The sequence below is a fragment of the Beijerinckia mobilis genome (genome assembly GCF_000745425.1).
Lineage (GTDB): Bacteria > Pseudomonadota > Alphaproteobacteria > Rhizobiales > Beijerinckiaceae > Beijerinckia > Beijerinckia mobilis.
Genome location: NZ_JQJH01000014.1, coordinates 66,975 through 91,412 on the forward strand (window position 1 = coordinate 66,975; position 24,438 = coordinate 91,412).

Sequence of the window (24,438 nt, forward strand, 5' to 3'; positions counted from 1 at the left end):
CAAACATCGCATCAAAAACCATCATTCTACAAGCGTTGGCATTGTGAGATCAGGACAGATATTGATATGATAATTTGGTGAGCTGGACCTCGTGACAGGCAGCTGAAGGGAGTCGTCTGCCGCTCCGACACAATCGTAGCGGACCGAAGGTTTTCGGTCTCAATCGCTACTCTTGATCTTTACTGACTTGGCTACTTTTCTTTTCTATATTATTGAAATTTGTCCGTTTATTCTGCTCAGCAAGTGTGGATCCGTTCAGACAAACGCATGGAATGTTTGAGGGCCTACTTTTCCGCGGATTTTTGATAATCCTTGATATCGGAAAAGACGATAGCGGGCGCGCGATCCTGTTCATAACGCAGATCCCATGCCGAAGTGGCCATGAAAACCGGCGCGTCATCGAGATCGACAGCCATGGATGATCCATGTGCGCGGATAAACTGATCAAGTTCCGCGCTTGTCGGCGCGGAAATCCACCGGCACAGTTCAAACCGCGACGTCTCGAAACTCACGGAAAGACCATATTCCGCTTCGAGTCTTTCCGCCAGAACGTCAAGCTGCAGAGCACCGACCACGCCGACCATCGCACCCGAACCATCATTCGGTAGAAAGAGCTGTACGACCCCTTCTTCCGCCATTTGGGCCAGGGCTTCCCGCAATTTCTTGGCCTTCATGGCATCGCCGATCTTGACGCGCCGTAGAATTTCGGGTGCGAAACTCGGTACACCCCTGAAGATCAGATCTTCTCCTTCAGTCAATGTATCGCCAATCCGCAACGTACCATGATTGGGGATTCCGACGACATCGCCCGGAAAGGCTTCTTCTGCGAGCTGGCGGTCCTGAGCGAAAAAGAATTGCGGCGCGTTGAGAGCGATCATTTTGCCGGTGCGCACGAGTTTGGCCTTCATGCCCCGTTTCAGTTTTCCGGAGCAAACCCGCATGAAGGCGATACGATCGCGATGATTTGGATCCATATTGGCTTGGATCTTGAAAACAAACCCGGTCATTTTGGCCTCGTGGGCGTCGACCTGTCGTGACTGTGCTTCGAGTCCGCGCGGGGAGGGCGCAAATTCCGCCAAAGCATCGATCAGGTCACGGACGCCGAAATTTCTCAAGGCGCTGCCGAAGAAGACCGGTGTGAGATGGCCTTCGAGAAAACTCTGCCGCTCGAAAGGTTTTAATGCCTCCTGTGCAAGAGCGATCTGATCCTGTGTTTCGGCGAATGCGGCTGGAGGAAGAAGGTCCTTGATGAACGGGTCGTCCGGTCCCGTGACCGGCACCGGTTCGCTGTCACGGTCGATGCGGCGCACAAGATTGCGTTGCAGGTCGAAAGTCCCGGCAAAATCGCGGCCATGGCCGAGCGGCCAGGTCATGGGCGCGACATCCAGCGCCAGCGTCGTCTCGATTTCATCAAGCAGCTCGAAGGGATCGCGGATTTCGCGGTCGAGCTTGTTGATGAAGGTCAGAATCGGGATGTCGCGCAGACGGCAGACCTCGAACAATTTGCGCGTGCGTGCTTCGATACCCTTGGCTGCGTCGATCACCATGATCGCCGAATCAACCGCCGTCAGGGTTCGATAGGTATCCTCCGAAAAGTCCTCATGGCCAGGCGTGTCGAGGAGATTATAGACGCAATCTCCATATTCGAAGGTCATGACCGAGGTGACGACCGAAATGCCACGCTCGCGTTCGATACCCATCCAGTCGGAGCGTGTCTGGCGTCGGTTGGCCTTGGCGCGCACCTCGCCGGCGAGCTGAATCGCGCCGCCGAAAAGCAGAAGCTTTTCGGTCAGGGTCGTCTTGCCCGCATCAGGGTGCGAAATGATGGCGAACGTACGCCGCCGGTCGACTTGATCAGGTGCCTTCATGCGACTGTGTCGTCGCAAGGCCCGGCCCGGTTGTCAATCCGGCTCCTCCTTTCGGAGGAGATTAATCCCTTACAGGAACCGCTCGGGAGCGACTTTGTTCACTAGGTGCTGAATTCCAGAATTTCTCCAAGGCCTGCGCGCGCAAGCGACGCTTAAAAGACCAAGAGAACGGCAATCCTGGGGAGCCAAAGGCATTCGGGAGGAAGAATAATGACGAGTATTTCCGATTTCCACATCATGAAGGGGGGTGGACGAACGGCGGCAATGCCGGTCATCCGGCATATCGGTCTGCGGGACCTGAAGGAATCGCTTGCCCAGGGTATCGATGATTTCTGGGCCATGCCGTCGCAACTCGTCTTTATCGGTCTCCTCTATCCGATTGTCGGCATCATCCTGGGTGTCGCGACTTCCGACAAAAATGTTCTCCAGCTCCTTTATCCTCTGCTCTCCGGTTTCGCCCTGGTTGGGCCGATTCTGGCGATCGGTCTTTATGAGATGAGCCGGAGACGCGAGGCCGGCCTGGATACATCCTGGGGGCACGCTTTCGAGATTTTTCATTCGCCTTCCTTGCCAGCAATCCTCGCGATCGGCTTCATGCTTCTTGCGCTTTTCGTTGGTTGGCTGATGACGGCGGAAGCCCTGTATGAGGAATTGTTTGGTCCGAAGGCTCCTGCCAATTACATGCATTTTATTCGCGGTATCTTTGCAAGTGAGCAAGGACGTGCGTTGATGATCCAAGGCAATTTGATCGGCGCAGTTTTTGCGATCGTTGCTTTTAGTATCAGTGTGATATCGCTTCCGCTTCTGCTGGATCGTGATGTCGGCGCGGGTGTGGCGATCAAAACGTCAGTGATGGCAGTTGCCAAAAATCCGGTCATCATGGCTATTTGGGGTTTAATTGTCGCTCTCATGCTAGCGCTTGGCATGGCGATATTGTTTTTTGGCCTGGCAATAGCCATGCCCGTGCTCGCCCATGCCACCTGGCATCTCTATCGGCATGTCATTGAGCCCATACCGTTTGATCAATGCAATCCGCATCGCGCTGCTTGATTGAGAGAGACTATCATGCAGCTTAAATCGGACCGGAAGGAAAATACATCCTTCCGATCTTTGTTATAATTTAAGATATGTTTGACGGAAGTGGGTATTAAGTGCATACTAGGCTAACATTATAAATAGCAGAAATATCGCATGGGGATGATATAGCTATTTTATATAATTGTCTTAACAACAGTGTATTCGTATTTCCCGCCAATTTGTTGATTATGTCGGCAATGCTTTGATTGTTGCGGGTGTGTGAAAGTCCCGTTTTATTTCGATTTATCAATCGGCGGGACGATTTGGTTTGAAAGTGCCGGTCGTTCTGGACCTGGCTTTCTATATGTAATTTTTCTCCTTTTAATCATAATGTTGCGTCGCGTAAGTATTTAAGTTTACTTAAGCACGAACATTATCAATTCTGCAATGTATTTGTACGCTCGGTCATTATTTTCCCATGCGCAGTGTAAGGTTACATTGAATCCATTTTAAAGTGAGGTGATCTGCATGAAAGCAGTTATTCTTGCTGGTGGCCTGGGAACACGGCTGTCTGAAGAGACGATGGTTCGTCCAAAACCGATGGTTGAAATTGGAGGTAAACCAATCCTGTGGCACATCATGAAAATATATAGTGCGCATGGAATCAACGATTTTATAGTGTGTCTCGGCTATAAAGGATATTTTATCAAAGAGTTCTTTTTTAATTATTCTTTACATATGTCGGATGTTACATTCGATCTTGAAAATAATACAACACAAATACATAGAAACTGGTGTGAACCATGGCGTGTGACCTTGGTGGACACCGGAGAGGAAACGCAGGTCGGTGGGCGTATCAAGCGTATTCTGTCTTATGTTGCGGCGGAAGAAGCCTTTTGCCTGACCTACGGTGATGGTGTCGGCAATGTCGATATATCCGCGGTGATCGACCTTCATAAGCGGGAAGGCCGTTTATGTACTCTTACGGCTGCGCAGCCTCCCGGACGATTCGGCAATTTACGGACCGAAGGATCTCGTGTGGTGGCATTTCGTGAAAAGCCCGATGATGAAGGATGGATCAACGGCGGTTTCTTTGTCGTGAGCCCGAAAGTGGATCGATATATCGAAGGAGATTCCACTGTCTGGGAGCGTGAGCCTCTGGAGCGATTGGCTCGTGATGGAGAACTTTCCGTCTATCATCACAATGGCTTCTGGCAACCTATGGATACGCTGAATGATCGTCGTATTCTGGAGAATTTGTGGGCAGCAAATCAGGCGCCATGGCGTGTCTGGTAATATCCTTTGTTGACCGGGCGCGAGCCGGTTCCGTTCCGCTTAATATTGAGTGCCACGCAATTTCTGGATAATTTTATCATGAATATCCTTATTACTGGCAATATGGGTTATGTCGGTCCCGGTGTCGCCGCTCACCTTCGTGAGGTTTTTCCGGAAGCAAGGTTGGTTGGTGTCGATAATGGCTGGTTTGCGCATTGTCTGACATCACATAATATTTTGCCGGAAATTGCCCTTGATGAGCAATGGTTCAGGGATGTCCGATCTCTTCAAGTCGAGGATCTGAAGGGTTTTGATGCGATTGTGCATCTCGCTGCTGTTTCGAATGATCCAATGGGCAACCGTTTCGAAGCCGTGACCGATACCATTAACCGTCAGGCGAGCATTCGCCTGGCTGAATTGGCGGTCGACGCCGGTGTTCGTCGTTTCGTCTTTGCGTCGAGTTGCAGCGTCTATGGCGTAGCCGAAGATGGTCGTGCTCGTTCCGAGCAGGACGCCGTTAATCCCTTGACTGCTTATGCGCGATCAAAGATCGGCACGGAAGAAGGATTGTTGCAGCTCAAACGCAACAATCTGGTGACAACGAGTTTGCGGTTCGCGACGGCTTGTGGCATATCCGATCGTTTACGTCTCGATCTAGTCCTTAATGATTTCGTCGCAGCCGCGCTAGCAACGGGGACGATCTCCGTCCTCAGCGATGGCACTCCGTGGCGCCCGCTCATTCATGTCAAGGATATGGCGCGGGCTATAGAATGGGCGCTTGTTCGAGAAGCGGATGAAAACGGCGATTTTTTGCGCATCAATGTGGGTTCGGATGAATGGAATTATCAGGTGCGTGATCTCGCCCACGCTGTCGCGCGTATTCTCGGTGGTATCGACGTTTCTATCAACGCCGAGGCTCCGCCGGACCGGCGTTCCTATCGTGTCGATTTCGGTCTGTATCGTCAACGCGCTCCAAAGCACCAACCTCAAGAAACACTTGACAGCACGATCGCCGGCCTGCGCGATGGGCTAAGGGCGATCAAATTCTCCGACCCGGAATTCCGCCAGTCGAATTTGATCCGGTTGCGTGTCCTGGAACGGCATCTGGAGTCACAGGCTCTCGCGGAGGATTTGAGATGGCGGCGTAAGGAAATCATCCCAGACGGAATTGCGGCATGATTTTTCATCAAACACCGCTTGTCGGCGCCTATTTGATAGAGCTTGAGAAGCACGCTGATGATCGCGGCTTCTTCGCCCGATTTTACTGCGAGAATGAATTTAAGAGCAAAAATCTCGTTTCCCATTTTGTGCAGATCAATAATTCGCTCAGCGTCCGTAAAGGCACTTTACGGGGTTTCCATTATCAAATTCCTCCCGCGGCAGAGGTCAAGATCGTACGCTGTATTCGCGGTGCCTTGTATGACGTAATCGTCGATATCAGGCCTTCGTCGGAGACGTTCGGGAAATGGTTCGGAATTGAACTGAATTCCGATAATCGTTTGATGATGTATGTACCACGCGGCTTTGCGCATGGTTTCATTACCTTGAAAGATGAAACAGAGACCTTTTATCTCGTCAGCGATTTCTACTCGCCTAAAAATGAACGGGGAATTCGTTTCGATGATCCCTGGATCAAGGCCGAATGGCCTTTGCAGCCAATAGAAATGTCTGAGCGGGATAAGAATCTGCCTTATTTTGAACCGATGGGTGGGGATTTGGCGGATTTGCATCAGTTCTGACCGTGGGTTCAAGCTGTTATGGATGTATCCGGAGGTCCGATACTTCCTATCCCTTGCGCCTCGCTATCGACAGCCCGAAAAATTTTGAATGTTCTTTTGTGCAGAGTCGTGATTCCGGCGTCATTTTTCCGCAGTGAACAAGCTTCCTTATGCTTAAGAGGCTTGTTCCTGTGAATTTTGAGATCAGGATTTTGTGATGATCATTATTGACACTTTATTGCGAAAAAGAGCCGCGGAAAACAATCCAATTCGTGTTGGTATGATTGGCGCCGGATTCATGGCACGTGGTGTTGCTAATCAGATCATTAATTATACGCCGGGCATGCGTCTTTCAGCCATCGCCAATCGCACGCTGGCTAACGCAAAGCGCGCTTATACAGAAGCTGGTGTCATTGAAAATGTCGTTATCGCCGATACTCTGAGCGCATTTGAAACAGTTTTACAGAACGGTGGATTTGCTATCACGGAGGATCCGGAGGTTTTGATACAATCGGCGCAGATCGATTGTCTTATTGATGTAACAGGAGCGCTGGAATTTGGCGCGAGAATGACATTGAGTGCTATCAGTCATGGGAAGCCTATGGTTTCCATGAACGCGGAGCTTGATGGGACCGTCGGGCCTATATTGAAGCGCTACGCTGATAAAGCCGGTGTTATTTTTTGTGGAAGCGATGGAGATCAGCCTGGGGTTCAGATGAATCTCTTCCGTTTTGTCAAGCAAATCGGAATCACGCCTCTTGTTTGTGGTAATATCAAGGGACTCCAAGATCCTTATCGAACGCCGACTACCCAGGCTGCCTTCGCTGAACGTTGGGGGCAAGATCCTTATATGGTCACCAGTTTCGCCGACGGGACGAAAATCAGTTTCGAGCAAGCCATTGTCGCAAATGCCACAGGAATGAGCATTGGGCAGCGTGGTATGTTCGGCTACGATCACAGGGAACATCTCGACAAGCTCGTTCATCGTTATGACCTTGATCTTTTGAAAGCGCGTGGTGGCATTGTCGATTATGTCGTCGGCGCTCAGCCCAATCCCGGGGTGTATGTTCTTGGAACACATGATGATCCCAAGCAAAAGCATTTTCTGAATTTATATAAACTGGGCGAAGGTCCGCTTTATAGTTTCTATACGCCTTATCATCTCTGCCATTTCGAGGTCCCGATATCGGTTGCCCGTGTTATCCTTTTGAAGGATCCGGTAATTCAACCTATTGATGGACCTTGTGTAGATGTCGTTGCGACTGCCAAGACCGATCTCAAGGCCGGTGATATCGTTGATGGATTGGGCGGTTATCTGACCTATGGTCAATGTGAGACCTATGCAGTTTCCCGAGCTGAAAACTTGCTTCCAATGGGTCTGAGCGAAGGGTGTCGCCTGTTACGGGATCTCCGCAAGGATGACATTCTGACTTACGATGATGTCGAGCGGCCAGCAGATCGCCTTATCGACAGCCTACGCAAAGAGCAGGATATATTGTTCCCAGTTCATTGATGCATGACCTTTAATAGAAAAAGCTTATCTTCCTAGAAGATCAAAATTAAATCGTCATGGGGGCACCAGAGGCCGGTTTCCGCTGCAATTCTGTTTAGTTGATGAGGTTTTCTTTCGATGAGATTTTTGGGGGCGATCATGGATAATCTCATATCAATTTGTATTCCAACTTATAATCGGCTCCCGTTATTGCAGGAGACAATTGCGAGTTGCCTGACACAAAAATATCGACCGCTTGAAATTGTCATTGGCGATAATTCTACTAATGATATTACAGAAGAATATCTTCAAAATCTCGTGCTCCCCGACAATATAGAGCTACGTTACTTTCATAATCGGCCAACTTGTGGGCCGGCCATGAATGTCAATCGTCTTTTCGATGCCGCCAGAGGCGGGCGCCTTTTGCTTATTCATGATGACGATCTCCTGTGTGAAGGAGGTCTTGATATCCTTGCGGAATGTTGGGAAAAACACCCATCGGCTCGTTGTGTGTATGGGAACCAATATCTGATTTCCCAGGCCGGTTTGGTTCTTCCACAGAAGTCTGAAGAACTTAATGTATTCTATTCAAGATCGAAGCAATTTGAAGGTCCGCAGACTTCCTGCCTTGAAGCTGGTTTGCGTCAGCAGGTTCCCAATAATGGTTATCTGGTCGAAACGGCTCTTGCCCGTCAAGTACGCTATCGTACTGAAGCGGAGGTCGGGCATTCGGTCGATACCGATTTCGGCATTCGTCTTGGTGCCGCGGTGGAAAGTGGCGCATTTGTTTATGTTAATGAATATGTTTCTAAAAACCGCGAAAATGAAACGTCGATTATGCGGTTGAAAAGTATCAATCATGGTCAGCATCTTTTTTACCGGGAAGTGGAAAAATTTCCGGTTTCTTCACCCGGGGAAGTTGCCGCGAAGCAGGAGCTTCTGGATCGGATTGGCGCAATTGCTTCACTGGATGCGGCTATGGCGAAGGACAGGAAAATGGCCTTTCATATTCTGTTTTCTCGTCATTATGGAAAACCTATTTTTAGCCATTGGACGTTGTTTCGGTTGCTTTCGATTATTTCGCCAAATCTTGGCATGGCAGCGGGTCGTCTGGCCCGGCGTTCGTAAAAATTTCCTAGAGCAACAATTCGTTGAAATGCGTTTGCTCGGGGACGATTGCCGGCATAAAGGCGGTGTAACGGCTCTCAAGCCCCATTGATCGCAAGAGGGCGCGGACAAAGGGCTTGGTATAGGATGCTGTTGTCCTCTCATGGAGGAGGACGTTGTCGGAACCATAGGGAATATTGGCTCGATGACTGGGAAAGATGGTGTTTCGGCTGGTGGCATCGAACTTTCCGGTCCGACGAAGGGTCGCTATGTCGAGCCGCGCAAGGAGGTGTCTACTCCAACGCGGCTCACAAAGTTCCTTTGTCTCGATGATTTCGAAATTTCGGCGCAGCGGAAACTGCCTCGCCAAATCTTTGGCTATTACGCTGGTGCGGCGGAAACAAATCAATCACGAGAGGCCAATCGCGCGCTCTTCAAGCAATATGCTTTTGTACCGCGAGTACTTGTCAACGTCTCTGAGCGATCACAACGCAAATCGCTTTTTGGCCATGTTTATGATGCGCCTTTTGGAATCGCCCCGATGGGCCTTGCTGGCCTTTCCACGTTCAATGGCGATGTGGTTTTGGCGCAATCCGGTGCATCGGAAAATATCCCGGCCATTGCGAGCGCGACCTCGCTTGCGCCCTTGGAACGTATAGCGGATGAAGGGCAATCTCGCTGGTTTCAATCCTATCTCCCGGGAGAAGATGCACGGATCGAAGCCATGGTTGATCGTGTGGAATCGGCCGGATTTGAACATTTCATTCTTACGGCCGATGTGCCTGTTGCCGCTAATCGCGAAAACAATGTTCGTGCCGGTTTCAGCATCCCTTTGACGCCTTCACTTCGCCTCGCCTGGGATGGATTGACACATTCTCGATGGCTTCTAAAAACGTGGTTTGCAACCTATTACAAATATGGCGTCCCCCATTTTGAGAATATGGATGCCTTTCGGGGGCCGCCTATTCTCTCGCGCAACGTCGTACGGGCGATCGGAGCGCGGGATCAGCTTGCCTGGCGTCATGTCTCGCTCATCCGCAAACGATGGAAAAAAACGCTCATCATCAAAGGCATCCTTGCACCGGAAGATGCGCGTCTAGCCAGGGAACATGGTGCCGATGGCATTATCGTTTCAAATCATGGAGGCCGCCAATTGGATGGCGCGGCATCGGCTCTCCATGTTCTGAGCGAGATTAAACACATGACGGGCGATTTCACTGTCATGGTTGATGGTGGGTTTCGCCGGGGCTCTGATGTGCTGAAAGCGTTGGCACTTGGAGCGGATTTCGTGTTTTTGGGCCGGCCTTTCATGTTTGCTGCCGCCGCCGCCGGCTTGGAAGGCGTGCGTCACGCCATTCAGCTGCTGAAGGCGGAGATCGATCGCGATATGGCTATGCTCGGACTGCATGACGTGAATGAGATTTCTGGAGATTTCATCAAACGGATCTGAGGGTTGCAAAAATACGCGTGGCGTTTCGAGCAATCGCCACGCGGGATTGTTTATTGTTCTGCTTTGATCAATGATCGGAAATCAGCGATCAGTGCGGTTAGGCAATCCTCGTTTACATACATCATATGTCCTGCTTCATAATAACGCATATCGATGCGTGTGGCGTCGATGCCATTTCCTGCAATCGTATTTTCAACGGCGAAAAAGGGCGTAGCAAGATCATAAAGGCCGTTTGCCATCAGAATTTTGAGACCGGGACATTCCCGCTGTAGGCGGCCGAGCTCCGGCGCTACATTAATATATCCTGGCCAGGAGGAGACTTCCTTTTCCTGCGATGACGTCCATTTCCATTTCTTCAAGGCATCCATTGAGAAAACGACATAGGGTCTGTCGAGTTCGACCTTCAGCATGCGGCCGAGATAATCCTGCATCGCTGAGGTGTAAGCGCCCTTGACGGCATAGGCCGCGGGATCGTCATCGGGTGTTTCACCGACATTATCGTAATCTGCTCCCAGATAGCGTGTATCGAAACGGCCGATGGTCGCGCCTTGATCACGCAACAATTCCTTGCGAAAGCGGGACGGAGACAGGCGCAAATGCGCACGTTCGATCCAGGCCGCACTCAGGCCCGTCATGCCTGCGAGTTCGGAGGAGATCTGTTTATAGCGTTCTGGCGTCAGGCGATTGCCTGCAAGAAGTGCCGGGGCGTAATTCTGGAGGGCGAATTGCCGAACCTCATTCAGAAACGCGTCGCGATCGGCCGGCATCGGGTCAATTTTTCCGTGATGAAGTGCAGTTGCGGCATAGGTCGGCAAATAGCTGACGTCGGGAAGGATATTGCCTTTCTCGAAATTGGCGGTGTGAAAATCGAGAATGACCGAAATGAGCAGCAGCCCGTTGAACGCTACTCCTGCGAGTCCACCATGTAATTTGCCTGCGGTGAGGACCGAGCGCGTGGTTCCATAGCTTTCACCGCCCAGATAGCGCGGTGAGCTCCAGCGCTTGTGATCCGTGAGAAACTGTATGATGAATTCAGCGATAAGGGACGCGTCTTCATTCAGGCCCCAGAAATCTTCGGGTTTCGCCTCGCCGAGCGGTTGCGAAAAGCCGGTGCCGATCGGATCGATAAAGACGAGATCGGTTACGTCGAGACAGCAGTTGGGATTATCCACGAGCGGATAGGGAGGACCCTTGGCGAAAGAGCCGTCTCCCGGTACGAGTACGCGTTGCGGGCCGAATACCCCCATATGTAACCAGAGCGACGCGGATCCGGGGCCACCGTTGAAAAGAAATGTAATCGGGCGGCTCGCTGGATCGCCTACATGCTCGGCAAGATAGGCGAAACTGAACAGGCTGGCTTTGGGTTTACCAGCCTTATCCTTGAGGTGCGTCTCGCCGGCAATCGCGCGATAGGCAATATGATGATTGTGAAAACTGCCTTCATGGTGGGTGACGAATTGCTTTGGCGGCTCGAGGGGCTTTGCCTCGATGGATTTTGTATCTTCTGTTTTGCCCGCATTGGTTGATTGATTAATCGTCATGATGCACCTTTAGGGGATTTTTTAACATATTGATAAAAATAATGAAATTTTCATGCCTATCAGGGGCGGCAGCTTTTCCTGCGGGTGTGTGCGATTACGACGGATGGGCAGGTGGTCATTTGAAACTAAAAAGATTATAATGAAAGCGCAGATGGTAGGCAGACAAGCCTATGGATCATTGTTTTGATCAAATTAAAGTGCGTGTTGCTCTGAAAAAACTGACTCATCTCTGCTGGTTGTTGTAAAGACCTTATCATTAAAGCTTAAAATACTAACGGTCCGTTTTTGAAACGTCATTTTTGAATTTTAAGAAGACCAAAGCAATTTATTGGCTCTTTGAGTAGGATTTTCTGGCTGCGTTGTCGGCGGCACCAATCCTCTCCTGTGTCCATGACGCGTTCCGCATGGAACCATAATCATCGGTTGATCGTCGTACTGCCCTTTGGGAGGATGTTTATCGCCTGAACAAGGCAGTCGTTTTCAGGAGAAAGGCACATCATGAGTCAGCCTGAAAAGTGGTGGTGGGGCTTCCTGCCGCTTGTCCTTCTGTGGATTTTAATCAATTTGTTCATCAATGGCTCGGTTGAAACCGATTTGACGAGTCGCTCCAAAGCAGCACTGGGTTCTCTCATCATGAACCCGGTCGTTTCAGCATCGGGTCGCGATATTACCTTGGCCGGCCTGGCATTTTCACCAGCCGATGCTCAAACTGCCGCGACCAAAGTTGACAATGTCTGGGGTGTGCGGCAGGTCGCCAATCTGGTGCAAACGCCGCCGATTGCCAAACCCTACGACTGGCAGATCGTCAGGGATGGAAATGACATCACGCTCTCGGGCTATGTGCCGAATGCGGTGACGAAGACGCGACTTCTTGAGGCGATGAGCAAACATTTTGGGCAAGCCGCCATCAAGGATCAGTTGAATTACGCGAGTGGTGCGCCGGAAAGCTTTGAAAAGGGTGCCCTGTTCGCGATCGGCCAGCTGGCCGAGCTGACGGAAGGCAAAGCTGTTCTAAAAGATGATAATTTCTTCATTTCCGGTAAGGCGCCGACAAATGCCGTCTATGATGCTGTTGTGAAAGCCGTTCAGACACCGCCACCGGGGATTTCGCTCGTCAAGGCGGAGATCATCGCTCCGTTGCAATATATCTTTAACGTGACACGGCTTGATGAAAAGCTGACGCTCACCGGCAACGTGCCTAGCGAGGATATTCATCGGAAGATCCTGGCGGACGCCAAGACAGCATTTTTTGGTGAGGATATTGTCGATCAGTTGCACGTTCGCGGCAACGCACCTACAGGCTTCAGCGAGGCATTGTTTGCCGGGCTTACGGCGCTTGCACGATTGACCAATGGTGTCTTAACGATAACGAATACAGATGTGAAATTATCCGGTGAGGCTCTATACGAACGTGCCGTGCCGGCGATCCGCGCGGAATTGGAAAAGCATTTGCCGGCGGATTTCAAGGCAGATACATCGGCTATAACGGTGGGCACCCAGGAAGCGGGTATTGATACGGGAACTTGCCAGGCGGAATTGAATCGCCTGCTCGGCAAGTCCACTATTCTGTTCGAAACGAATGAGGCCATTATCTCCCCGACTTCCGAAGGGTTGTTGGATCGCATCGTGACCATTATCCAACGTTGCCCGAATGGGACGATCAACATCAGCGGACATACGGATTCGACGGGCGATGAATCCTTCAATCTAGCGCTTTCCGACAAGCGTGCACGAGCTGTCTTCGACTACTTGATCGCCGCTGGTGTGCCTGCCGATCGATTGACCGCGACCGGTTATGGTTCCAGCCGTCCTGTCGCATCCAATGAAACGGAAGAGGGCAGGGCGCAAAACCGCCGCATCGAGTTCACCGTGGAATAGGGGGCGACCATGACATATTTGTTCGCGACTTATTGGCTGCCACTCGTGCTTGCTTTGCTGCTTGGCGCGATGGTCGGCTTTTATACATTTCTGCGGATAGAATCGACGCATTGGTGGCCGGCGACGCCAGACTGGTTGAAAATCTCGATCGTTTTGTTTGTCATCGGCGTTCTTGCCGCTTCTCTGCGATGGTTGCCGGGAGCGAGTGGCCTTTATCTCGAAACCGCACTCCTCTTATTTGCTGCTTATCTGATCGGCTGTTTTCTTGGGAATTGGCTAGCCGGTCTCACACCGCGTCGTGCCGCGCCCTCAACCGAAGTGGCGGCATCGGTTCCCGGCGAAGATCTCGATCAATATCCGGGACGGCGTCCAGCGGCTTTGCCCGAGGCCGGTGCTGGCCCGTCAGGAATGGCAATCGATAATCTCAAACGAATTTCGGGTATCGGAGAAAGGAACGAGGAAAAGCTTCACCTTGTCGGAGTTTGGTACTTTCACCAGATCGCCGATTGGAATAACGACAATATTGAATGGGTAAGCGCCTATCTTACCTTGCCGAATATCGTCAAAAGCGATGAATGGGTCGAGCAAGCGCGCCTGCTTGCCCGCAACCTTGATACGGATTACACAAGACGTGTTGACTGGAAATGGAAACAATAGTCTTTCGTCCTGTGTAAACCTCAATTGCAGAAGGAACATCCCGTGGCTTTCTGCATGTCGCATCAAGCCGAGACAGCGGATCACTTTTTCGGTTTGATGCTAGAGGCTCGCGAAGGTGCTACCGCCTGACTTTGTTTCAGGGAGTGGGGGCATTGATGTCGAGAATCCAGGTTCGATCGCAAAACGCGACATAGAGACGTTCCTGCCCGAGAGCAGCGCCGAGTTCGGTCGCCAGTTCGTTGAGCATCGTCTCGATTTCCTTGTCGGGAAGGTGACCGAGATAGGCATGGACCGCTTCACCGGTGAAGACAGCCACAGGCTCCCGGTCTGATCCGGTGGAGCCATCAGGACGTGGCCAGGCATAAGTGACTTCGGCGCGGGTAAACATGCCGGAAAGAGCCGGTAAACCTGCGTCAACCCTGTGCCGCATCCAGGCATGTGCCGTATGAACGGCCTCTGCAATGTCATAGATGCGTCCTTCTTCCGTCCAGCCCTCTCTGAGCCCGACAGTGATGCGGAAATCCCTGCGAGGGCCCGTGGAGCCCGGAACGATGATGTAATCTTGCGGCCGAATATCGAGACGTTGGGCTCTGTTTAGACGCATGGGTAGGCTTTCAGGGATCGGATAGGAAAAGAGCGACGATGCCGCAATTCCGGAACCGGCGGTCACGTGCTAATTTTGCCGATGGGAACCGGGAATGCTTATGATGTTGTAAATCGCATTCCTGATATCACGATTCATGCAGTTTGCGGTGTGTGATCCGGCGGTGATGGCGTCTGCCCCATAGTCGAGCCGAAATATACCTTGCGAATATCGATACTCGACTGCTTGCCGATGCAATCCCAGTTCTTTACCAGCCATGCTTCGGCGGTCACGCGGCCAAGCTGCTTGAGAAACAGCAGGAAATCAAGCTCGGCGTTCATTTTGCTGGCCGCGCCCAGGTCGCGCAATTGTTCCTCGCAGCCGATCAGATGAATATTCATCCGTTTCAACCGTTTGGCTTCCGGACTCTCCAAACCGCCTTTGTCGATCAGCCGTTGAACAAAGGAGATTGCACGCATTTCCGCAATCAGGGAGGCATTGAAGCTGATTTCATTCACCCGGTTAATGATGGAGAGTGGGGTTGTCGGTGTGCCTTTGCGGACCAGCGGATTGATTTGAACGATAGCGATATCCGGGCTGTCGCAATAATAGATCATTGGCCATATGACCGGATTGCCCATATAGCCGCCATCCCAATAGGGTACGCCGTCGATCTCTATTGCCTTGAAGGTAAATGGTAAACAAGCCGAGGCGAGGAGAACGTCAGTGGTAATCTCATGGCGTAGAAAGACACGTGCATGGCCGGTTTCAACATTTGTCGCGGCGATGAAGAGCTTGATACTCTGACAGCTTTGAATATCATCTTCATTGATGATGTCGTTCAGGACGATCCGAAGTGGATCAAAATTCAACGGATTACTCTGATATGGCGAGGCGATATGCTGGAGGAGATCGGCCCACCATGTGCCCGGAGAACCATCGATGTTCCAGCTGCCTTGCAATTGATCGAGCAGGGTGCGCTTCACCGGGCTGAACAGGGCATATTCAGAAGTGCGCTTCCAGAAACAATCCAATGCGGCCTTCGCACCCTCGCGGCCACCTCGCGTATAGCCCTGCGCCAATACCGCTGCGTTCATCGCGCCAGCGCTTGTTCCGCTTATACCTTCGATGACGAGACTTTCTTCTTCAAGAAGCCTGTCGAGGACTCCCCAGGTGAAGGCTCCATGGCTGCCGCCGCCTTGTAAGGCCAGATTGATGCTCTTGGCGCTTTTCGTCGTCATGAAGGATGTTCCATTCCAACGTGAGGCGGATATATTAGCGAATCTATATCACGGCTCGAAAACAAAGTCTGCTTTGTTTATGAATGCCTGTAGCAGAAAATGTATGCTTTATGAACCAGAATGCTGATGACCGGCTGGGCCGGTTTGCGAAAGACATGCTTGAATTAATGATCGCTCAAATCGAGAATATATAAAGCAGACAATTGCCTTGATCTTGGTGTTTGGAAGTGAATGCCTAGAGGGAGATGACGACGGGTGGATAAATTCTTGTTGTCGCGTGGTATATGTGACGATCCGAAACCATTATAGCGTATTGGTTCGAAGGAATCATCATGATATTGAAACGCAACGATTATCTTACCACTATGAGAGCCTGTTCGGATGGTGCCGAACAGGCTCTCATGAAATAAAGAGCAGCATTTCACGGATTTCGAATGATGGTGTGTATCATCCGTCATTGAAAATATTTTGAAAAAACCTTTAGTAATTCATATTCTCCGCCGTGATTTCTCCCACGGAAAGCGCTTGTGAGAAAGGCAGGAGTTGGTAGACGGCGCTCAGGCCAATGACAATATAGGTCAGTTTGGCGGGGATGGTATCGGAACCGCCAAATAAGGTGGCGACGATATCAAGATTGGCCAGAGCAAAAAGACCCCAGTTCAAACCACCCAGAATAACGACAATCAAAGTTGCGATATTGAGAGCTTTCATGGACGTCAACTCCTTGAGAAACCTGTCGGCGAGAAGCCTGTCAGCATCCCGACTTTCGTCGCAACCAGAACTCTCATGAAGGCGTTTCGGCCCGAAATTGTCCCGAATAGCGCCGCGTTTGTTCGTCCTGATCTGACGATTTTCCCTTCTATTCCCGGACATGACAATCATGGACGGATTTGGGGATAGTTCAGAGACTCGTGCTACCAACGCTCGGGTTGAATATCGGTTGCATGAGGAGACAGGCTCAAGGGAGTTTTATCACCCGGCATTCATGTATTTCGCGCCGTGGATTAAGGATCGACTCGTTCCCACCCGTTGAGGCCGAGGCGCTCCTGCGGCAGAAATCTGGCTTTATAGGCCATCTTCCGTGAGCCTTCGACCCAATAGCCCAGATAGACATGGGGGAGCCCGAGACGCCGGGCACGCTCTATATGATCAAGGATCATATAGGTTCCGAGTGATCTTTCCGGCGCGTCCGGCGTGTAGAAGGAATAGACCATGGACAAGCCGTCGGCGAGGACATCGGTGAGGCAAAGCGCCGTGAGTGGGCCATCCCCATGCCCAGGGGTGTGGTCCTTGCTGCGATATTCGAAAAGGCGGCTCTCGACATGGCTGTCCTCGATCATCATCGAATAATCGAGAATAGTCATATCGGCCATCCCGCCGTCGCTATGGCGGGCGTCGAGATAGGTGCGAAACAAGGAATATTGCTCGCTCGTCGGCTCAGGACGCACAACGGTGCTGGTGAGATCATGATTGCGATCGAGAATCCTGCGAAGATTTCTTGATGGCGTGAACTCATTAACCTTGATACGGACAGAGATACAGGCGCGGCAATGTTCACAGGCCGGGCGATAGGCAATTGTCTGTGACCGGCGGAAACCGGATTGTGTCAGATGATCATTCAGGGCGACCGCTCGCCGGCCGATCAGATGGGTAAAGACCTTGCGCTCCTGCTGATCCGGCAGATAGGGACAAGGAGAAGGCGCGGTCAGATAGAACTGAGGAGCGTCGCGCGGTTCTCGCGTCACGATTTTAATCCCTGATTAAAAGCTTAACCATAGTATTGGTATGCGATTGGAGACAAATGACAGACTCGAAACGAAACGATCTCCCAAGTGACTTCATCTGTATGTTCGCATCTGCATCTACGCCCAAGCCGAACATCGTAGAGAGCTTCCGCCAGCACAAGCCTATCCGGAGAAACAACGGTGCTATCGATACCATATCGCAGCAAATTTTATGCCGTCAATAGGCAGGCGGCCGCCGAGTAATGATGACCCCGGCCAGGATATCGTGCAGACAACGTTTGTCATCCGTGAGGAGTGAGACGAGGAGGATGGGAGGAAACATCCAGCTGATATAGAGAAGAACCGCGTGGACGGCGGCGTTGAGGAACGGTACGCGTGTGCCGTCTATCATCCGCATTTCGAGGTCCATGGCCAGCATGCCGGGCGTCCCCATTCGCCAACTGGATACCGTCAATCCATTGTAGAAGAACGCGACAAAGGGAAAGATCGGCGGCAGCAGCAGGAGCACGAGTCCGAGGGTCAGGAACAGCAGCACCGTCCAGATCAGTCCGGCGATAAAGGCGACCAGGATGAAGTCGAGACAAAGCGCGAAGAGTCGTCGCCGCCTGACACCAGCAAGGGCTTCCAGCGGCAGCATGGCAGTCGAAAAAACGGAACGCTGCGGCGCGGTTCTGGCGCTGCTGCCCCAATCACTCATCCCTTGATCCTCGCTTTGATCCTCGTGTTCAACCACGTATTTTGCAGGTCTTGGCGATGTGACGCGCCAGCCAGCCGAAACGGTCTCCGATGGCTTTCATTCATTTCACTGCCAATTCCCAAAGGAAGTGGCCCCGGACCATCGCACGCTAATGTGGTCCCAAGCTGTCGTCGCTGCAAGTGCGCAGCTTCGCGAGTTATAGTGTGTCAATCAAGAAAAATGTGGTGCGCGGTGGCGTTGTCCCATTGGTTTCGCAATTATCCCGGCAGCGACCCATGAGTCAGCTGAAGGACCGATTTGTTTTTTGAATGCTCAATTTTTCGATATTAATGATCAGTTCAAGGTCTCTGGCTCGTGAGCTCACAGGAGCTGCCAGGAAGGCGTATGTGGAGGAATGAGTCTTGACGACGATGACGATTTTTCTGCTCTGCTGCGCCGCAGTGCCGACTGCGGCTTTCTGTCAGCAGGCAATTGCGCAAGAGGGGCCGCCGTCCGATTTCGTGCGTCTGCACGACATTGCCCCTTCGATCGTCGAGGATATGCGCTATGCGGGTAATGACAATTTCACCGGCAGACCGGTCCCGGGTTATGCGAAGGGCCGCTGCTGGTTGAGGCGTTCCACGGCACTCGCCCTTCTTGCCGTCCAGAAGGAAGCCGAGGCCGAAGGGCTTGGGCTCGTCGTTTATGATTGCTTTCGGCCCCAGCGGGCCACGCGAGCCTTTCTCGCCTGGGCGCAGGACCCGAACGACCAGCTCACGAAGCAATCCTATTATCCCGCGATCGACAAGGCCCTATTGTTCAAGGAAGGCTATATCGCGGAAAAATCCACCCATTCGACAGGAATGGCGGTCGATCTGGGTTTTGTTGGCCAGGATTTCGGAACGCCGTTCGATTTATTCGATGCGGCCTCGGCGACCGATTATTCGTCGATTAACGAAACCGCCAACGCCAATCGTGGGAAGCTTCTCGCCCTGATGCGCAAGCACGGTTTCGAAAATCTTCCCAACGAATGGTGGCATTTCAATTTGCCGGGTGCTGCTGACGCCGAACTCCATGATTTCGAAGTGCGATAGAAACCAGTTCTCTCGCACATTTAATGGGTAACGGTCGGCAGGGGACAGCGTTCAAGCGTGGCGCTGAAGCTTTTCCGCCACTTCGACGGCAAAATAGGTCAGGATGCCGGATGCGCCCGCCCGCTTGAAAGCGAGCAGGCTTTCAAGCATGGCCTTCTCGCCGTCGATCCATCCGTTGAGCGCGGCCGCTCGGATCATCGCATATTCGCCGGAGACCTGGTAGGCGAAGGTCGGTATCGGGAAAGTGTCCTTGATCCGGCGGATGATATCGAGATAGGGGAGGCCAGGCTTGACCATGACCATGTCTGCGCCTTCCTCTATATCCTCCGCAACTTCCCGCAAGGCTTCTTCGGCATTGGCCGGATCCATCTGATAAGTGCGTTTATCGCCGATCAGGACGCCTTTGGTGCCGATCGCATCGCGGAAGGGCCCGTAGAAGGCCGAGGCATATTTCGCCGCATAGGACATGATCTGAACGGATTCAAATCCTTCAGCATCCAGAGCCGCGCGAATAGCCGCGACACGGCCATCCATCATGTCGGAAGGCGCGATGACGTCGGCGCCCGCCCGCGTCTGGTTCAACGCCTGTTCGACCAGGACCGCCACGCTTTCGTCGTTGAGAATTTCCTCGCCCCGCATCACGCCGTCATGGCCATGCGTCGTATAAGGATCAAGAGCGACATCCGTGATCAGGCCGATGTGCGGCACTTCGCGCTTAATGGCACGGCAGGCGCGGCAGACCAGATTGTCCGGATTGAGGGCTTCCTTGCCGAGTGGATCGCGCAATTCCGCTTCCGTATACGGGAAGAAGGCGAGGGCGGGAATGTCGAGTTCCGCCGCCTTGACCGCGGCCCGCACGGCGGCATCGACCGACAACCGCTCCACACCCGGCATGGCGGCGACGGGTTCTTGCCTTTTCTCCCCCTCGATGAGGAAGAGCGGCCAGATGAGATCGCTCGTCGTCAGCACATTTTCCCGCACGAGCCGGCGGCTCCATTCCGTCTTGCGGTTGCGACGTGCCCGGTGGGTCAGATTGAGCTTCTTCAACGCGTCGCGGGCTTCTTGCACGCCCTCATCATGGTGTCGTGCGGCAGGCATGGGCTTGGTCATGATGACTCCTGTTTTCTCTGGGCTTTATCATAAAGCCGCCAGGCATGCGAAGAGGGCGAACGGTTCCGCGACGAAGGTGAGAGCCCGCGCAAGCCGGGACGGAGCGGATCACTTCACTTCAAGGCATCCGCTTGGTTGAATCCTTTCACCAGATTCCCTTAAATCCGTCCAAGGGATTGGCCAGGGAGAATGCGATGGGTCTGCTCGTGGATGGGGTCTGGCGGGATCAGTGGTATGACACCAAAACACATGGTGGACGGTTTGAACGCGATGCTGCCCGTTTTCGCAATTTTGTGACCGCCGATGGGGCGCCTGGGCCCACAGGGTCCGGCGGTTTCAAGGCGGAAGCGGGACGCTACCATCTTTATGCCGCCTATTTCTGCCCCTGGGCGCATCGCACGCTGATTTTTCGGGAATTGAAGGGCCTACAAAACCTTGTCGATGTCTCCATTACCAATTGGTTGATGCGGGAAAATGGAATCACTTTTGCCGCAGGCGATGGTGTGATCGCCGATCCGCTTTTCAACGCTCGTTATCTTTACGAGATCTATCGTGCCGCCAAGCCCGACTATACCGGCCGCGTGACCGTACCGGTTCTGTGGGACAAGGAAAAGCGAACGATTGTCTCCAATGAATCTTCGGAAATCATCCGTATGTTCAACGAAGCCTTTGACAGGCTCGGTGCGGCGGAGGGCGATTATTATCCTGAACCGCTGCGACCGGAGATTGATACCCTGAACAGACGCATATACGAAACGGTCAATAATGGTGTCTATCGCGCAGGTTTCGCGACGAGCCAGGAAGCCTATGAAGAAGCGGTGGTGCCATTGTTTGAGACGCTCGATTTCCTTGAGGAGCGTCTGAGCCGGCAGCGTTATCTTTGCGGGAATGTCATAACGGAAGCTGACATCCGCCTTTTAACGACATTGCTGCGTTTCGATATCGTTTATGTCGGACATTTCAAATGCAACATCCGGCGCATAGCCGATTATCCCGTGCTCTTTGCCTATGTGCGTGATCTCTATCAGACCGGTTCAATTGCCGGGACATTCCGTCCCGATCATATCAAGAACCATTATTATCAAAGCCATCTTCAGATCAATCCAACCGGTATCGTGCCGGTGGGGCCGCAGATCGATTTCGCCGCGCCGCATGGCCGTGGCTGAGATCGCCACGGCATATCAGCGAGGATGACGGGACTTTCAGCTTTCCTGTGGTGGCGGAGCCAGCCGCGCATGTGCTTCCATGACGGCTTCGGCGTCATGGTCGCCATTGGCGGAGAAGGCAAGCAAGAGCGATTCATCGCTGCAAAGATGATCGAGAACGGCGCCGAGAAAACCGGGTTCCGCGGCTGCCGCACGTAATGTCTCAGGCGTCAGGCCGGAAAGCGAGAGGAAGCGGCCGAGTCTGTCAGGGTCAGCTGCAAGGAAACTCAAGGCGCCAATGGCGAGACTTTCCGCCGCTTCCTGATTCATTCCTTGCCTGTTTCGGGAAATTGGGCGGTTTTGCATGAATCGGATTTCCTTTTCATCAATGTCTGGCCGGTAACATCGATTTCAATGCCGTGATCTTTGAAAACCAGATCATGGTCAGAAATGACCTATGGTATTCTCAACTCTCGATGAACATGGTTCATTGGGATTTGGTCCCTGCGGTAGCGGGGTGGCGGCTTTCGGCCGGACCTCGCTGATCCGAACCTATTGGGATCAGTGAGGCTGGGTGTAAGAGCATGGTTGGATATTCTCGATCTGCTCCATTAATATTCGAGCGTAATCGGCAAGTCTAAATCGCAAGGCGTTTCATTCCAAGCCGAAAACACTCTAAGAATACGGAATATTGGAGCCGGTTGGGTGGGGACGATGCAAAAGACCATTCTCATCGTGGAAGATAACGAACTCAATATGAAGCTCTTCAACGATTTGCTTGAAGCGCATGGTTACAGGACTGTGCAGACGCGTGATGGAATGACGGCGCTCGATCTCGCGCGCGAGCACCAGCCTGACCTGATTTTGATGGATATTCAATTGCCGGAAGTGTCGGGTCTCCAGGTGACCCAATGGCTGAAGGAAGATGCCGCCCTGCGCCATATTCCTGTGATCGCCATCACTGCTTTCGCGATGAAGGGAGACGAGGAAAAAATTCGCCAGGGCGGATGTGAAGCTTATCTTTCCAAGCCGATTTCAGTTGTCAAATTTTTGGAAACAGTACGCAATTATCTCGCCGAACCTTGAGCGCATGTCGTTCTACCCAGATTGGATTTGTTGCAGCGGTCTTGATTGCGGTCGCAGCGGCCTTTCCCGGTTTCCTGCGGAGATTGCGCTTTAAGCCGAGAAACGAATATGAATGCGCGTATTCTTGTCGTCGACGATAATCTCCTGAACCTCAAATTGCTCGATGCGCGCCTCAGCGCAGAATATTTCTCCGTCGCGACGGCAACCAATGGATTTGATGCCCTGGCAATCTGTAACCGTGGTGAATGCGACATCATTCTACTCGATGTCATGATGCCCGGCCTGAACGGTTTCGAAGTCTGCCGGCGTATCAAGCAGAACCCCTCCACCATGCATATTTTCGTCATCATGGTGACGGCTCTCGATCAGACCGCTGATCGTCTGATGGGCCTTGAGGCCGGTGCCGATGATTTTCTGCACAAGCCGATCGATGAAATTGCGCTGATCGCACGCGTCCGGTCGCTTGCACGATTGCATATGGCGCTTGACGAACTGCATCGGCGCACACGCCATCTTGCTCTGCCGGATTATGAAACGCTTGGCGGTCTCGCCAATATTGCGCAGCGCAAAGTGATCCTTATAGAAGATCGACTGGCGACGATCGAACATGTCCGGTCGAGCCTTGCCGGGATCTGCCGGATTGAATGTCTATCAGATCCTCTCACCGCCCTCTCGCGAGGAGAGGAAGAGCCGCCGGACCTGTATATCGTCAGTCTTGATCTTGAACATCACGATGGACTTCGCCTTTGCAGCCAGTTGCGCTGTGATGAAACGACGCGAAGCATCATGGTTCTCGCTCTCGTGGAACGGGAGGATCGGAACCGGCTGCTGACGGCGCTGGATCTCGGCGTCAATGATTATCTCACGCGTCCCTTCGATGGCCATGAGCTCATCGCGCGCGTTCGTACACAAATCCTGCGTAAACTTTACGCCGATCATTTGCGCAATATCGTCCAGTTCTCAATAGATATGGCGCTGATCGATCCTTTGACCGGTTTGTATAATCGCCGCTTCCTTGAAACGCAGAGTTACACTCTACACAAATGCCAGGGGCGGGAATCGAGGGATGTCAATGGCCGGAACACGGCTGTTCTTTCTCTGATGGTTCTCGATATCGACCATTTCAAGAGCGTCAATGATTGCTATGGGCACGAGGCTGGCGACCAGATCCTGAAATATTTCGCGGCACGGATGAAACGGGTCGTGAGGGCGAGTGATTACCCCTGCCGTATTGGGGGAGAAGAATTCGTCGTGCTCATGCCCGCGACGCGGCTGGAACAGGCCGAGGCCATTGCCGAACGTGTACGTCTCGCTGTGGAGAAAGAACCCTTTGTCCTCTCAGGGACGGAGGAATCCCTCCACGTGACGGTTTCGATAGGGCTTGCCGCGACGGAACTGAGCGACAATGATGCGGACAATGCCGAAGCCCTGTTTCGCCGAGCGGATAAGGCGCTTTATCGCGCCAAGCGAAGCGGCAGAAATCGCGTCTTCACCGATGCTGCATGAGAGTCAATGGGTAAATGCGCATGGTTTGCCCTTCGGATTGGCTAATGCCAGGCCTGATTTCACGAAAATTGCAAATATTTAAGAAAAATGAATGTGAGTTGTCGCTTCAGACGATTGCATTTTCGGAACCGAGGGCGTTAACGTATTTAATGTTGGGCTCGAATTGGCATCAGCGGCGCGATCCGGCTCCCCCAAGAAGGCCAGGTAGCGAACCGCTTCGCATTTCGATGCATGCCCGACATGACTGCC

The 24,438-nt window shown here is 52.4% G+C and carries 22 protein-coding genes; 13 read left to right on the plus strand and 9 right to left on the minus strand.

The window, feature by feature from the left end; all coding sequences use genetic code 11:
- Positions 1-284: 284 nt before the first annotated feature.
- Positions 285-1,868: a peptide chain release factor 3 gene (locus tag DL88_RS12120; RefSeq protein WP_034996379.1), complete on the minus strand. Its 1,584-nt coding sequence runs from the start codon at positions 1,866-1,868 to the stop codon at positions 285-287.
- A 219-nt stretch (positions 1,869-2,087) separates the two neighbouring features.
- Here DL88_RS12120 and DL88_RS12125 point away from each other — a divergent pair, with 219 nt between their 5' ends.
- From DL88_RS12125 to DL88_RS12155, 7 genes are all read left to right on the plus strand, one after another.
- Positions 2,088-2,918 carry a DUF2189 domain-containing protein gene (locus tag DL88_RS12125; protein ID WP_370736393.1) on the plus strand — a complete coding sequence of 277 codons (831 nt, stop codon included), beginning with the start codon at positions 2,088-2,090 and terminating at the stop codon, positions 2,916-2,918.
- A gap of 495 nt (positions 2,919-3,413) precedes the next feature.
- Positions 3,414-4,181 (plus strand): glucose-1-phosphate cytidylyltransferase, encoded by a 768-nt coding sequence (gene rfbF / locus DL88_RS12130; RefSeq protein WP_034996382.1) that lies wholly within the window; start codon positions 3,414-3,416, stop codon positions 4,179-4,181.
- A gap of 78 nt (positions 4,182-4,259) precedes the next feature.
- Complete coding sequence (locus DL88_RS12135) at positions 4,260-5,339, plus strand: NAD-dependent epimerase/dehydratase family protein (protein WP_034996383.1); 1,080 nt, start codon at positions 4,260-4,262, stop codon at positions 5,337-5,339.
- Positions 5,336-5,899, plus strand: coding sequence for a dTDP-4-dehydrorhamnose 3,5-epimerase (gene rfbC, locus DL88_RS12140; protein WP_051955928.1), 564 nt, complete (start codon positions 5,336-5,338; stop codon positions 5,897-5,899). The genes DL88_RS12135 and rfbC overlap by 4 nt, the downstream gene beginning before the upstream one ends.
- A gap of 196 nt (positions 5,900-6,095) precedes the next feature.
- Complete coding sequence (locus DL88_RS12145) at positions 6,096-7,391, plus strand: NAD(P)H-dependent oxidoreductase (RefSeq protein ID WP_034996385.1); 1,296 nt, start codon at positions 6,096-6,098, stop codon at positions 7,389-7,391.
- Between the two features lie 138 nt (positions 7,392-7,529).
- Positions 7,530-8,498, plus strand: a complete 969-nt coding sequence (locus tag DL88_RS19925) for a glycosyltransferase family 2 protein (protein ID WP_169741570.1) — start codon at positions 7,530-7,532, stop codon at positions 8,496-8,498.
- A 184-nt stretch (positions 8,499-8,682) separates the two neighbouring features.
- The gene (locus tag DL88_RS12155) at positions 8,683-9,927 is read left to right on the plus strand and encodes an alpha-hydroxy acid oxidase (RefSeq protein WP_084705153.1); all 1,245 of its coding nucleotides are present in this window, start codon (positions 8,683-8,685) and stop codon (positions 9,925-9,927) included.
- Positions 9,928-9,977: 50 nt separating this feature from the next.
- On the opposite strand, the gene DL88_RS12160 is transcribed toward DL88_RS12155, so the two are convergent.
- A complete protein-coding gene (locus DL88_RS12160; protein WP_051955930.1) occupies positions 9,978-11,468 on the minus strand; it encodes a S10 family peptidase in 1,491 nt (496 codons plus the stop codon).
- Positions 11,469-11,966: 498 nt separating this feature from the next.
- Between DL88_RS12160 and DL88_RS12165 the strand changes: the two genes are divergently transcribed.
- On the plus strand, positions 11,967-13,346 hold the full coding sequence (locus DL88_RS12165) for an OmpA family protein (protein WP_034996386.1): 1,380 nt from the start codon (positions 11,967-11,969) through the stop codon (positions 13,344-13,346).
- A 9-nt stretch (positions 13,347-13,355) separates the two neighbouring features.
- Positions 13,356-14,003, plus strand: a complete 648-nt coding sequence (locus DL88_RS12170) for a helix-hairpin-helix domain-containing protein (protein ID WP_034996387.1) — start codon at positions 13,356-13,358, stop codon at positions 14,001-14,003.
- Positions 14,004-14,139: 136 nt separating this feature from the next.
- Here the strand turns inward: DL88_RS12170 and DL88_RS12175 are convergent, their stop codons facing one another.
- The 5 genes from DL88_RS12175 to DL88_RS12195 all read right to left on the minus strand — a co-directional run bounded on the left by DL88_RS12175 (position 14,140) and on the right by DL88_RS12195 (position 18,269).
- Positions 14,140-14,607 carry a hypothetical protein gene (locus DL88_RS12175; RefSeq protein WP_034996430.1) on the minus strand — a complete coding sequence of 156 codons (468 nt, stop codon included), beginning with the start codon at positions 14,605-14,607 and terminating at the stop codon, positions 14,140-14,142.
- 134 nt (positions 14,608-14,741) lie between these two features.
- Positions 14,742-15,827, minus strand: coding sequence for a patatin-like phospholipase family protein (locus DL88_RS12180; protein WP_051955931.1), 1,086 nt, complete (start codon positions 15,825-15,827; stop codon positions 14,742-14,744).
- 480 nt (positions 15,828-16,307) lie between these two features.
- Positions 16,308-16,538 (minus strand): DUF378 domain-containing protein, encoded by a 231-nt coding sequence (locus tag DL88_RS12185; protein WP_034996433.1) that lies wholly within the window; start codon positions 16,536-16,538, stop codon positions 16,308-16,310.
- A gap of 293 nt (positions 16,539-16,831) precedes the next feature.
- A complete protein-coding gene (locus DL88_RS12190) occupies positions 16,832-17,572 on the minus strand; it encodes an arginyltransferase (RefSeq protein WP_034996389.1) in 741 nt (246 codons plus the stop codon).
- A 217-nt stretch (positions 17,573-17,789) separates the two neighbouring features.
- Entirely contained in the window at positions 17,790-18,269 is a 480-nt protein-coding gene (locus tag DL88_RS12195; protein WP_034996390.1) for an RDD family protein, read from the minus strand.
- A gap of 410 nt (positions 18,270-18,679) precedes the next feature.
- Between DL88_RS12195 and DL88_RS12200 the strand changes: the two genes are divergently transcribed.
- The gene (locus DL88_RS12200) at positions 18,680-19,342 is read left to right on the plus strand and encodes a M15 family metallopeptidase (protein WP_051955938.1); all 663 of its coding nucleotides are present in this window, start codon (positions 18,680-18,682) and stop codon (positions 19,340-19,342) included.
- A gap of 51 nt (positions 19,343-19,393) precedes the next feature.
- Here DL88_RS12200 and hemB read toward each other — a convergent pair whose 3' ends face one another.
- Positions 19,394-20,440, minus strand: a complete 1,047-nt coding sequence (gene hemB, locus DL88_RS12205) for a porphobilinogen synthase (RefSeq protein WP_210165309.1) — start codon at positions 20,438-20,440, stop codon at positions 19,394-19,396.
- Positions 20,441-20,646: 206 nt separating this feature from the next.
- On the opposite strand from hemB, the gene DL88_RS12210 reads away from it, so the two are divergent.
- A complete protein-coding gene (locus DL88_RS12210; protein ID WP_034996392.1) occupies positions 20,647-21,618 on the plus strand; it encodes a glutathione S-transferase family protein in 972 nt (323 codons plus the stop codon).
- A gap of 36 nt (positions 21,619-21,654) precedes the next feature.
- On the opposite strand, the gene DL88_RS12215 is transcribed toward DL88_RS12210, so the two are convergent.
- Positions 21,655-21,927, minus strand: a complete 273-nt coding sequence (locus DL88_RS12215) for a DUF3572 domain-containing protein (protein ID WP_034996393.1) — start codon at positions 21,925-21,927, stop codon at positions 21,655-21,657.
- Between the two features lie 384 nt (positions 21,928-22,311).
- Here DL88_RS12215 and DL88_RS12220 point away from each other — a divergent pair, with 384 nt between their 5' ends.
- Both DL88_RS12220 and DL88_RS12225 read left to right on the plus strand, forming a co-directional pair.
- Positions 22,312-22,683 (plus strand): response regulator, encoded by a 372-nt coding sequence (locus tag DL88_RS12220; protein ID WP_034996394.1) that lies wholly within the window; start codon positions 22,312-22,314, stop codon positions 22,681-22,683.
- A 108-nt stretch (positions 22,684-22,791) separates the two neighbouring features.
- Positions 22,792-24,189 carry a PleD family two-component system response regulator gene (locus tag DL88_RS12225; RefSeq protein ID WP_034996395.1) on the plus strand — a complete coding sequence of 466 codons (1,398 nt, stop codon included), beginning with the start codon at positions 22,792-22,794 and terminating at the stop codon, positions 24,187-24,189.
- The last annotated feature ends 249 nt before the right edge of the window (positions 24,190-24,438 follow it).

Excerpts from the sequence above, each read along its gene's own strand:
- DL88_RS12145 (WP_034996385.1), top strand. The coding sequence starts at position 6,096 with ATGATCATTATTGACACTTTATTGCGAAAAAGAGCCGCGGAAAACAAT.
- DL88_RS12185 (WP_034996433.1), bottom strand. The coding sequence starts at position 16,538 with ATGAAAGCTCTCAATATCGCAACTTTGATTGTCGTTATTCTGGGTGGT.
- DL88_RS12170 (WP_034996387.1), top strand. The coding sequence starts at position 13,356 with ATGACATATTTGTTCGCGACTTATTGGCTGCCACTCGTGCTTGCTTTG.
- DL88_RS12135 (WP_034996383.1), top strand. The coding sequence starts at position 4,260 with ATGAATATCCTTATTACTGGCAATATGGGTTATGTCGGTCCCGGTGTC.
- DL88_RS12180 (WP_051955931.1), bottom strand. The coding sequence starts at position 15,827 with ATGACGACGAAAAGCGCCAAGAGCATCAATCTGGCCTTACAAGGCGGC.
- DL88_RS12160 (WP_051955930.1), bottom strand. The coding sequence starts at position 11,468 with ATGACGATTAATCAATCAACCAATGCGGGCAAAACAGAAGATACAAAA.
- DL88_RS19925 (WP_169741570.1), top strand. The coding sequence starts at position 7,530 with ATGGATAATCTCATATCAATTTGTATTCCAACTTATAATCGGCTCCCG.
- DL88_RS12225 (WP_034996395.1), top strand. The coding sequence starts at position 22,792 with ATGAATGCGCGTATTCTTGTCGTCGACGATAATCTCCTGAACCTCAAA.
- DL88_RS12120 (WP_034996379.1), bottom strand. The coding sequence starts at position 1,868 with ATGAAGGCACCTGATCAAGTCGACCGGCGGCGTACGTTCGCCATCATT.
- rfbC (WP_051955928.1), top strand. The coding sequence starts at position 5,336 with ATGATTTTTCATCAAACACCGCTTGTCGGCGCCTATTTGATAGAGCTT.
- DL88_RS12220 (WP_034996394.1), top strand. The coding sequence starts at position 22,312 with ATGCAAAAGACCATTCTCATCGTGGAAGATAACGAACTCAATATGAAG.
- hemB (WP_210165309.1), bottom strand. The coding sequence starts at position 20,440 with ATGCCTGCCGCACGACACCATGATGAGGGCGTGCAAGAAGCCCGCGAC.
- DL88_RS12195 (WP_034996390.1), bottom strand. The coding sequence starts at position 18,269 with ATGAGTGATTGGGGCAGCAGCGCCAGAACCGCGCCGCAGCGTTCCGTT.
- DL88_RS12155 (WP_084705153.1), top strand. The coding sequence starts at position 8,683 with ATGACTGGGAAAGATGGTGTTTCGGCTGGTGGCATCGAACTTTCCGGT.
- DL88_RS12215 (WP_034996393.1), bottom strand. The coding sequence starts at position 21,927 with ATGAATCAGGAAGCGGCGGAAAGTCTCGCCATTGGCGCCTTGAGTTTC.
- rfbF (WP_034996382.1), top strand. The coding sequence starts at position 3,414 with ATGAAAGCAGTTATTCTTGCTGGTGGCCTGGGAACACGGCTGTCTGAA.
- DL88_RS12210 (WP_034996392.1), top strand. The coding sequence starts at position 20,647 with ATGGGTCTGCTCGTGGATGGGGTCTGGCGGGATCAGTGGTATGACACC.
- DL88_RS12200 (WP_051955938.1), top strand. The coding sequence starts at position 18,680 with ATGACGATTTTTCTGCTCTGCTGCGCCGCAGTGCCGACTGCGGCTTTC.
- DL88_RS12165 (WP_034996386.1), top strand. The coding sequence starts at position 11,967 with ATGAGTCAGCCTGAAAAGTGGTGGTGGGGCTTCCTGCCGCTTGTCCTT.
- DL88_RS12175 (WP_034996430.1), bottom strand. The coding sequence starts at position 14,607 with ATGCGTCTAAACAGAGCCCAACGTCTCGATATTCGGCCGCAAGATTAC.